At 43.4% G+C, this 9,914-nt stretch carries 9 protein-coding genes; 5 read left to right on the forward strand and 4 right to left on the reverse strand.

All coding sequences use genetic code 11. The features are described from left to right. The first annotated feature begins 359 nt into the window (after positions 1-359). Together glnK and KKZ03_RS08930 are read left to right on the forward strand one after the other, a co-directional pair. Complete coding sequence (glnK, locus tag KKZ03_RS08925; RefSeq protein WP_243221145.1) at positions 360-698, forward strand: P-II family nitrogen regulator; 339 nt, start codon at positions 360-362, stop codon at positions 696-698. Between the two features lie 17 nt (positions 699-715). After that, positions 716-2,125: an ammonium transporter gene (locus KKZ03_RS08930; RefSeq protein ID WP_243221146.1), complete on the forward strand. Its 1,410-nt coding sequence runs from the start codon at positions 716-718 to the stop codon at positions 2,123-2,125. 305 nt (positions 2,126-2,430) lie between these two features. Here KKZ03_RS08930 and KKZ03_RS08935 read toward each other — a convergent pair whose 3' ends face one another. The 4 genes from KKZ03_RS08935 to gatC form a co-directional block, all read right to left on the reverse strand. Beyond that, the gene (locus KKZ03_RS08935) at positions 2,431-3,699 is read right to left on the reverse strand and encodes a PD-(D/E)XK nuclease family protein (protein WP_243221147.1); all 1,269 of its coding nucleotides are present in this window, start codon (positions 3,697-3,699) and stop codon (positions 2,431-2,433) included. 135 nt (positions 3,700-3,834) lie between these two features. Beyond that, positions 3,835-5,268, reverse strand: coding sequence for an Asp-tRNA(Asn)/Glu-tRNA(Gln) amidotransferase subunit GatB (gene gatB / locus KKZ03_RS08940; RefSeq protein ID WP_243221148.1), 1,434 nt, complete (start codon positions 5,266-5,268; stop codon positions 3,835-3,837). Positions 5,269-5,278: 10 nt separating this feature from the next. Next, complete coding sequence (gene gatA, locus KKZ03_RS08945; RefSeq protein WP_243221149.1) at positions 5,279-6,730, reverse strand: Asp-tRNA(Asn)/Glu-tRNA(Gln) amidotransferase subunit GatA; 1,452 nt, start codon at positions 6,728-6,730, stop codon at positions 5,279-5,281. 15 nt (positions 6,731-6,745) lie between these two features. Next, a complete protein-coding gene (gene gatC, locus KKZ03_RS08950; protein ID WP_243221150.1) occupies positions 6,746-7,033 on the reverse strand; it encodes an Asp-tRNA(Asn)/Glu-tRNA(Gln) amidotransferase subunit GatC in 288 nt (95 codons plus the stop codon). A gap of 250 nt (positions 7,034-7,283) precedes the next feature. Between gatC and KKZ03_RS08955 the strand changes: the two genes are divergently transcribed. The 3 genes from KKZ03_RS08955 to mreD all read left to right on the forward strand — a co-directional run bounded on the left by KKZ03_RS08955 (position 7,284) and on the right by mreD (position 9,907). After that, positions 7,284-8,330 (forward strand): rod shape-determining protein, encoded by a 1,047-nt coding sequence (locus KKZ03_RS08955; RefSeq protein ID WP_243221151.1) that lies wholly within the window; start codon positions 7,284-7,286, stop codon positions 8,328-8,330. Positions 8,331-8,547: 217 nt separating this feature from the next. Continuing rightward, positions 8,548-9,435, forward strand: coding sequence for a rod shape-determining protein MreC (gene mreC, locus KKZ03_RS08960; protein WP_256452016.1), 888 nt, complete (start codon positions 8,548-8,550; stop codon positions 9,433-9,435). Beyond that, positions 9,422-9,907, forward strand: coding sequence for a rod shape-determining protein MreD (mreD, locus tag KKZ03_RS08965; protein WP_243221152.1), 486 nt, complete (start codon positions 9,422-9,424; stop codon positions 9,905-9,907). Before mreC ends, mreD begins: the two co-directional genes overlap by 14 nt. The last annotated feature ends 7 nt before the right edge of the window (positions 9,908-9,914 follow it).

The raw sequence follows: 9,914 nt of genomic DNA on the forward strand, positions 1-9,914 counted from the left end.
TATTTTTATCCCATGAACGCTGTCTCTCTGGCGTGACTATTATGGTTTTGGGATTAAATTTTACCCCGATATTTTGTATGCACCATGACAGCTCATAACAAACATAATTGCGCCAACATGGTGCGTCTTATCGCCTGCTCACTAACGCATTTTTAGATAACAAGCATTGCCGTTAGGAAGCGAGGAGTAAGTTTGAGGTGATTATCAATTTAACCGATTAATTGGTGACCTCTAAAGCCTGTTAAATATGGCTTTGTCGGATACGGTAAGATAATTGTGGGGGGTATAAGAACACACTTGGCACAGTCCATGCTTTAAGTAATTTTGAGTCGTTACTTTAAAATTAAAGAGAGGAACAAATGAAATTAATAACAGCCATTGTTAAACCTTTTAAGCTGGATGATGTTCGTGAGGCGCTTTCAGAAATGGGGGTTTCTGGTGTAACCGTAACAGAAGTCAAAGGTTTTGGTCGCCAAAAGGGTCATACCGAGCTCTATCGTGGAGCCGAGTATGTCGTTGATTTTTTACCTAAAGCCAAAGTTGAAGTAGCAGTTGCCGATCAATTGCTTAGTCAGGCGGTAGAAGCTATTACCAAAGCGGCTAATACAGGAAAAATTGGTGACGGTAAGATTTTTGTCACTAATTTGGAACAGGTTGTTCGCATTCGTACCGGTGAAACCGGCGATGAAGCACTTTAGTTTATAAGGGGAGAAATATGAAACATCTATTAAAAAGCTTTATTGCAGTTGCCCTGTTGGGTTTTGCCGGATTTGCTTTCGCCGAGCCAGTTGTTGCTGCGGCAGCCGCTGTTACGCCGACTATTAATAAAGGCGATACTGCCTGGGTTATTATGGCGACTGTTCTGGTCATTCTTATGGTCATTCCTGGTTTGGCATTATTTTATGGCGGTATGGTACGTGCCAAAAATATGTTGTCAATATTAATGCAAGTCTTCGTTATTTTCTCGATGATGGCAATAATGTGGGCGATTTATGGTTATAGTATTGCGTTTACCGAGGGTAATGCTTTTTTTGGCGGCTTAAGCAAGTTGTTTCTTCTTGGCGTCACGCCGGATTCAATGGCCGCTACTTTTAGTAAAGGCGTTTACATTCCTGAGTATATGTATATTGCCTTTCAGTTAACCTTTGCAGGTCTTACCCCTGCGTTGATTATCGGTGCATTTGCTGAACGGGTTAAGTTTTCAGCCATATTAGTGTTTATGTTTATTTGGTTTACGTTTGCCTATTTGCCAATGGCGCACATGGTTTGGTATTGGTCAGGTCCAGATGCTTATACTGATGCTGATGCTGCCGGTGTTGCAACCGCTACTGCAGGATTTCTGTTTCAAAAAGGAGCTTTGGATTTTGCCGGCGGTACGGTTGTCCATATCAATGCGGGTATTGCCGGTTTGATTGGTTGTTTGATGGTTGGCAAGCGTATCGGTTACAAAAAAGAATCTCTTGCCCCACATAGTGTCACGATGACTATGATTGGCGCATCGTTGTTATGGGTGGGTTGGTTTGGTTTTAATGTTGGTTCCAATCTTGAGGCCAACGGTCTTGCGGCTTTGGTTTTTGTTAATACTTTACTGGCCAGTGCGGCCGCTACGTTAGCCTGGACCGCTGCGGAATGGATAATTCGTGGTAAACCCAGTATGTTGGGTGGTGCTTCCGGTGCTATTGCCGGGTTGGTTGCCATTACACCGGCTTGTGGTTGGTCAGGACCTATGGGCGCTATTTGCTTGGGTTTAATCGCCGGAGCATTGTGTTTCGTCGCTGTTTCAAGCCTGAAAAGCAAGCTGGGTTACGATGACTCACTGGATGCTTTTGGCGTACACGGTATAGGCGGTATTATTGGCGCTTTGGGTACGGCTGTTGTTGCCAGTCCGGCATTAGGGGGCACAGGTGTTTGGGATTATGTCACTAATGGCGTAGCAGAATACAGTATGTCGGGTCAGTTTATAAGCCAACTGTGGGGCGTTACATTATGCATAGTTTGGTCTGCTGTTGTGTCCTTTATAGCCTTTAAGTTTGTGGATATTATGATAGGACTTCGTGTTAGTGAAGAGTCAGAACGCGTCGGTCTGGATATTTCCGAACACGGCGAAACTGCTTATCACCAGTAATTTAAACGGGTAATAAATAACGATAAGTTTTAATCGATAGAAAGATCCATAAAAAGGTTGTTATTAATTTTAGATAGGCTTTACCAGATCAAAGCTGATTATTGGCTTCGATCAAAAAAACGGGTGCATGTAGCACCCGTTTTTTTTTGCCTGAAAAATAACACTTCAAATTCTTTTTCTATAGAGGTAGCTGGGGTAGTTTCGCGCTGGCAAACTGCCTCACACGCACAGTAACGCCGACATCAGTCTATTTAAGTTGTGGTGGATTGCCTGTCGGTGAATCCAGTCTACAGAGTTAATCCGTCTTAAGCGTTATTTGCAGTTATTACAATATCTTGGTTGTCAGTAATTTGAAGCCCAAGCGCAAATTTTTTCTTTTTTATCTCATTTATAAACTTGTAAATGCCTTCCGGATCATTTAAAAGCAATTCCCGTAAATGAGATTTCCGGGTATTTCCCCCTAGAATTTGATTTTGACTTTTGTTTCTTACAATACTGCTGGCTTCATCGTAAATACCGAAGTAAGCATAAAGTTCTGCAAGAACAAAACCGATACGCTGGTTGCCTTCTCGACCAGTCACGCTAAAGCCAATATCTTTCCAATCATCTTTTTTACCTTTTTGTAGTAACCATTTTTTGATGCTTTCTACTGTGAGATGTTTATATTCGCCATGCTCATTAATAGTTTCTTCGTCAAATAGCTTGATAAGCTCTGTATGCAGTTTTGTAGAAACAAAGCTAACTAACATTTTTCTAGATTCCACCATTAATTCATATATTTTTTTTTGTTCATCTTCTGGTAGATTCAGTGCATATTGATCCAAGCTCAAAACTTTTCTCCATGGTTTATTAGTGTTTAATCGTTCCAATATTATTTGATATTCTTCAAAGGCATTTTTTCGCCCTCCTGCAGGTGCGATTTCAGCACAGTCACTTACCCACTTTTGCAACTTGGGAAAGTACGGTAAATGCACAAAAGGAATTTTTGCTCCAGGGGTTAGATTAAAGCTTAATAACGGTCCAAGCATGACGGGTGATCCTTCCCAATGAAGTGTTCCACCCTCAGGAGGCCTAAAGCCGATTAAACTTTCTGACTCTTGAGAAGGTGCTTTTTTAGACTTCGATAAATAAATAACTGCAATATTACTGGAAATATCTTCTCTATTTTCAAAGAACTTTTTTTGAATATATTGAATATAGCGTGTGATTTGATATTTTTGATCAACTGCGTTAAGTTTATTCTCTACTATCAAGAAGTTGTTATCGTCATGTATCAGTAGATCAATACTACCTTTTTCCTTGAATACTTTGGCATTTTCAGGATCAATAAAACTTTTGAGTTTTTCAGGAAGAAGATCAAGAAAAATTTTTAAAAATTGATTTCCACAATAATGCAGTCCATCAGGGTTGATCATTGAGAAGATAAATCTTGAGTGAAGCCTGACTTCATCATTAGCTTTTAACAAAGCATTGATTAAGCTATAGTCGTGAACTCCCTGTTCTATCAGCTTCTTATTCTCAGCTTTTAAATCCTGATAAATTACCAGGCATTCCTCTATTTTATGCGCTTCCAATTTGTTATTCCCTTATATGTTATTCACTTACAAAGAAGCTGACGCCTCATCCCTTTACTGCTCAAATACTACGAATCGCAAAAATAAAAAGTGGGCAGAAAAGCGCTGCCCACCTTGCTTGGATCATGGGTAGAGTTACCCTTGTAATTTCTCTTTGAGCATTTTGTTTACTTCGGCGGGATTGGCTTTGCCTTGCATGGCTTTCATCACTTGGCCAACAAAGAAAGCAAATACTTTATCTTTGCCGCTACGGTATTGTTCAACCTGACCTTGATTGTCGGCAATGATTTTGTCGATAATGGCTTCAATGGCACCTGTGTCAGTGATTTGCTTTAAGCCTTTTTCGGCAATAATTTCATCGGCCGACGCCGTGGATTGCCACAATTCCTCAAAGACTTGTTTGGCGATTTTACCGGAAATGGTATTGTCGCTAATACGGGCCAATAAACCAGCCAGACGTTCGTCGCTGACCGGTGAGTCGGTAATTTCCAGACTTGCTTTGTTGAGCGCTGCAGAAAGATCGCCGGTTATCCAGTTGGCGCAGAGCTTGGCTTCGCAACCTGATGCCTTGACCACCGTTTCAAAATAATCAGCCAATTGACGTGAGGAGATAAGAATGGTCGCGTTTTCTTCATCCAGACTGTAATCTGCTTTGAAACGTTGTTTTTTGGCTTCAGGTAATTCAGGTAATGCCGCTTTTATTTGCGCTTTAAAATCTTCGTCGATGATAACGGGCAATAAATCCGGGTCAGGGAAGTAGCGGTAATCATTAGCTTCTTCTTTGCTGCGCATGGAGCGGGTTTCATCTTTTATCGAATCATACAAACGGGTTTCCTGAACGACTCTGCCGCCGTTTTCTATCAGCTCAATTTGCCGCTCAACTTCATGGTTAATGGCTTTTTCAACAAATTTAAACGAGTTGATATTTTTAATTTCCGCTCGCGTGCCAAATTCAGCTTGGCCTTTGGGACGTACCGAGACGTTGGCATCACAACGAAAAGAACCTTCCTGCATGTTGCCGTCACAAATGCCCAGATAGCGTACCAATTCATGTAACTTCCGCATATAGGCAACCGCTTCTTTGGCGGAGCGCATATCCGGTTCCGAGACGATTTCGAGCAACGGCGTTCCTGCACGGTTTAAGTCAATACCGGTTAAACCATGAAAGTTTTCATGCAGTGATTTACCGGCATCTTCTTCCAGATGGGCACGCGTGACGCCAATGCGTTTGGTTATTCCATCAACATCAATATCCAAATGTCCAATACCGACAATAGGGTGATCCATCTGGCTGATTTGATAGCCTTTGGGTAAGTCGGGGTAAAAATAATTCTTTCTGGCAAATACCGAATACGGGGCGATATGCGCCTCAATAGCCATGCCAAAAATGACTGCCATGCGCACGGCTTCTTTATTTAATACCGGTAAAACACCGGGCAAGCCTAAATCAACAGCACAAGCTTGGGTATTGGGCTCCGCGCCATAAGCTGTCGGTGCACCGGAAAAAATTTTTGATTGTGTTGCCAATTGTGCATGCACTTCCAGGCCGATAACAGTTTCCCATTCCATCGTTAATTCCTTATTCAAAACCTTTAGGGGTGTGTTTATGCCAATCGGTCACTTGTTGGTACTGATGGGCAATGTTTAACAAGCGGTCTTCGGCAAAATAATTACCAATAATCTGCAAGCCTACGGGAAGCCCGCCTACAAATCCGGCAGGAACTGACAGGGCAGGGACGCCGGCAAGGTTGATGGCAATGGTATAAATGTCGGATAAATACATTTCTATCGGGTTGCTCATTTTCTCGCCAATGCCAAAAGCCGTTGTCGGCGTGACAGGACCCATGATGACATCCACTTCGGTTAGCGCATTTTTAAAGTCTTCACTGATTAGACGCCGGATTTTTTGTGCTTTAAGATAATAAGCATCGTAATAGCCGGTGGATAACGCATAAGTCCCCATAAGAATGCGGCGCTTAACTTCTTTGCCAAAGCCTTCGCCGCGAGAGCGGGTATAAAGATCGGCCAAATCGACCGGGTTTTCACAGCGATAGCCATAACGCACGCCATCGAAACGCGACAAGTTGGCCGAACATTCAGCGGGAGCAATGACATAATAAGCCGGAATAGCCAGCTTAAGATTAGGCATGGAGATTTCTTTAATCTCTGCGCCTAATTTACGGTATTCATTAATGGCTGTTTCAAGTGTTGCCGCGACATCGCTGTTTAAGCCGTCACCAAAAAATTCTTTGGGCAAACCAATTTTTAAACCGGCAAGGGAGTTATTCAACCCGGCGCAATAATCGGGGACGGGCAGATCAACACTGGTTGAATCTTTTTCATCAAATCCTGCCATGGTTTGCAACATAACCGCAGCATCTTCAGCGCTACGTGTCATGGGGCCGCCCTGATCCAGGCTGGAGGCATAAGCAATCATGCCGTAGCGGGATACTCGGCCATAAGTGGGTTTTAAGCCGGTAATGCCGCACAAGGCCGCAGGTTGGCGTATCGAGCCTCCGGTATCGGTACCGGTTGCGCAGACGGCCAGTCGCGCGGCGACCGCTGCTGCAGAACCGCCAGACGAACCACCGGGAACTTTATTGATATCCCAAGGATTTTTAACGACACCGTAATAACTTGTTTCGTTGGATGAGCCCATCGCAAACTCGTCCATATTGAGTTTGCCCAACATGATGGCGCCCGCTTGATTAAATTTTTCGACTACCGTGGCGTTATAGGGTGCAGTAAAATTATCGAGCATTTTAGAACCACAGGTGGTTTTAACATCCAGCGTGCAAAAAATGTCTTTTTGAGCAATGGGTATACCGGTTAATAATTCAGCAGTACCGTTGGCCAGTCGAATATCAGCCGCCTGGGCATTTTGTAGGGCGGCAGCTTCAGTGACAGTAATATAAGCGTTTAGATGTTGGTGTTGCTTGATTCGATCCAAAAAACCTCGAGTTAACTCTACGCTGGAAAATTCACCTGAACGCAAACTTTGGCCTAATTCTAACAATGTTTTAGTGTGCATTATTGTGCGTTCCTTTTATTCAATGACTTTGGGAACCAGATAAAGTCCCGCTTCGACTTGTGGCGCGATAGCCTGAAATTTTTCCCGATTATTCTGTTCTGTCGCCACATCAGCTCTTAACCGTTGTGCCTGATCCATGGGATGAGCCATAGGCTCAACATCATCGGTATTTAACTCACTCATTTGGGTCATTAAATCCAGTATGCCTGAAAGATCTTTTGCATAAGATTCAATATCTTGTTTTTCAATTCCCAAACGCGCCAAATGCGCAATTTTGTTTACATCATCTGCCGTTAACGACATTGTTGTCTCCCTATTTAAAATCAGTTTTGATGTTGTTTATCGATCATAAAAAGTACACGATTAAAGGTGAAAAAAACCTGATTTTCAACATCCTCGTTCTTTGCTTTTAGCCTTGGACCTTGGACATTTCACCATTTAGCTTTTACCTTTGCCACGTATATTACTACAAAAATCATACTTATATCTTGCTCAAATACCCGCTTGATTGATAAAGTAGTGTCATTTTCTTCTTTAAAGGAAGCAGGTCAAAATGTTCAAAAGAATTCGCGGTGTTTTTTCCAACGATCTCTCAATAGACCTGGGGACTGCCAATACGTTGATATATATCCCGGGGCAAGGAATCGTGCTTAATGAGCCATCTGTTGTCGCTATTAAAGAAGATAAAATCCGTGGCTCCAAAACCATTGCCGCTGTCGGTACTGACGCCAAACAAATGTTGGGACGTACGCCAGGCAATATTACGGCAATTCGGCCACTAAAAGACGGGGTAATTGCTGATTTTGCCATCACCGAGCGGATGTTACGGTTTTTTATCGAAAAAGTTCACAAGAAAAACCGGTGGTTACGACCCAGTCCACGTATTTTAATTTGTGTACCTTGCGGCTCAACGCAAGTCGAGCGTCGTGCGATTCGTGAGTCTGCCGCCATGGCCGGTGCCCGTGAGGTTTATTTAATTGAAGAACCCATGTCGGCAGCTATTGGCGCGGGATTACCGGTGGAAGAAGCCTGTGGTTCAATGGTGCTTGATATTGGTGGTGGCACCTCGGAAGTGGCTGTTATATCAATAAACGGAATTGTTTATTCAAACTCGGTTCGTATTGGTGGTGATCGTTTTGACGAAGCCATTATCAATTATGTGCGTAGAAATTATGGTACTTTGATTGGTGAAGCCACTGCAGAAAGAATAAAGCTGGCAATTGGTACCGCTTACCCTGGCAGTGAAGTCAGAGAAATAGAAGTTAAAGGCCGTAACCTGGCAGAAGGTGTGCCGCGTAGTTTTACTTTGAACAGCAATGAAATTCTGGAGGCCCTGCAAGAGCCGCTATCGGGCATTATCGGTGCCGTAAAAGTTGCATTGGAACAAACCCCACCGGAACTGGGTGCTGATGTTGCTAATCGTGGTATTTATTTAACGGGCGGCGGTGCTTTATTAAAAGATATTGACCGACTGATCGCCGAAGAAACCGGCTTGCCCGTGCACATCGCTGATGACCCGATAACTTGTGTTGCCCGAGGTGGTGGCATGGTTCTGGAAATGCTGGATAAAAAAGGCATTTCAACTTTTTCAGTCGAGTAATCGCCCCCTGTAAATCGTTTATTCCGGCTATAATTTCGCAATGTTTAACTCGTTCCCAAGTTCATGCTTGGGAACGCTGTTTATGTTGGTGGGGCTTAAGTTAAGAACTTTCGCCTTCGGGTGCGAGAACCTGATCAACAAAAGTTGTCGTGATAGCGACACTAAAACTGATTACACTATTATCTGCGTAACATTAATTGATTAAGAGGCATCTGCTATAAAACTTTTATTTGCCACCGGTCCATCAATCAACACCCGACTTCTGGTAGCAATCATAGCTTCTGTTGCTTTACTGGCAACGGAACACAGAAGCTCAAAATTGGACTCATTACGTACTGCGCTTTCTTTTTTTGTTGACCCGTTAAAATACCTGGTTGATTTGCCCACGGTTCTTATTGATCAGGCTACTGATTCTGTCAGTTCATACGGCGCATTAAAAACGGAAAACGAAAAGTTGCGCGAAGAGCAACTGATTGATCAAACCCGGTTGCTTAAATTTGCGGCTCTTGAAAAAGAAAATATTCGCTTGCGGGCGTTGTTGGAAAATTCTTTTAAGCTGGGCGAGCAGGTTCTGGTGGCTGAATTGTTATCGATTAATATGGCGCCTTATGAGCATATTGTCGTCGTCAATAAAGGTACCCGTTTTGGCGTTCATCCGCAGCAACCGGTATTGGATGCTAACGGTGTGGTTGGGCAGGTTTTTCGGGCCTTACCGTTCACCTCTGAAATCATGTTAATTACCGATCCCAATCACGCCATTCCGGTGCAGGTGAACCGAAATGGTTTATTGACGATTGCCGTAGGGAGCGGTCAACTGAACCGGCTGGTTTTGCCTTTTTTGCCCAGCAATGCCGATATTCGTCCGGGTGACTTATTAATAACTTCAGGTTTGGGCGGTACTTTTCCACAAGGTTATCCGGTGGCGGTTGTGGATGAATTTACGTCACAACCCAATAAGGCTTTCGCAACTATTACCGCTACTCCAAAAGCTTTGCTGGATCGTAACAGAGAGTTAATGATAGTCTGGAGCAACTCAGCGTCGGTACCGCTTATTTCAAAACCAACAGTTAACGAAGCGGAGACCAAGACTAATGCAGTTAAATGAGTATGTCGGGTTTTTTCGAATTATCCTGACTCTGGTGTTGGCGATGTGCCTGAGAATTGCTCCCTGGCCAGAAGAAATAGCGGTATATAATCCAGACTGGGTGCTACTGGTTCTTGTGTACTGGTCTCTTACCTTGCCTGAACGCGTCGGTATTTTTCATGCCTGGACATTTGGCTTGCTTACCGACGTAATGACTGGCAGGTTACTTGGGCAATATGCTTTGGCGTATTCACTGATTATCTATCTTTGTCTTAAACTGCATAAACGGCTACGTCAGTTCCCGGTGTTGCAACAAGGCATGTTTGTTTTTTGCTGTCTGTTATTATCGCAATTACTGCTTTTTTTCATAAAAAACCTGCAACATCCCGCGCAACTTCATGCCTCTTTCTGGCTCCCTGTTGTTACCGGTACATTGTGTTGGCCACTTATCTATGGCCTCCTGCGCTTTGTTCGTTTGTCGCGATACCTTTGATAGAAAA

It is taken from the genome of Methylobacter sp. S3L5C (assembly GCF_022788635.1).
Taxonomy (GTDB): domain Bacteria; phylum Pseudomonadota; class Gammaproteobacteria; order Methylococcales; family Methylomonadaceae; genus Methylobacter_C.

What these genes read in the sequence shown, in the direction of transcription:
- glnK (WP_243221145.1), top strand. Translation starts at nt 360, where the DNA reads ATGAAATTAATAACAGCCATTGTTAAACCTTTTAAGCTGGATGATGTT.
- gatC (WP_243221150.1), bottom strand. Translation starts at nt 7,033, where the DNA reads ATGTCGTTAACGGCAGATGATGTAAACAAAATTGCGCATTTGGCGCGT.
- KKZ03_RS08955 (WP_243221151.1), top strand. Translation starts at nt 7,284, where the DNA reads ATGTTCAAAAGAATTCGCGGTGTTTTTTCCAACGATCTCTCAATAGAC.
- mreD (WP_243221152.1), top strand. Translation starts at nt 9,422, where the DNA reads ATGCAGTTAAATGAGTATGTCGGGTTTTTTCGAATTATCCTGACTCTG.
- gatB (WP_243221148.1), bottom strand. Translation starts at nt 5,268, where the DNA reads ATGGAATGGGAAACTGTTATCGGCCTGGAAGTGCATGCACAATTGGCA.
- gatA (WP_243221149.1), bottom strand. Translation starts at nt 6,730, where the DNA reads ATGCACACTAAAACATTGTTAGAATTAGGCCAAAGTTTGCGTTCAGGT.
- KKZ03_RS08930 (WP_243221146.1), top strand. Translation starts at nt 716, where the DNA reads ATGAAACATCTATTAAAAAGCTTTATTGCAGTTGCCCTGTTGGGTTTT.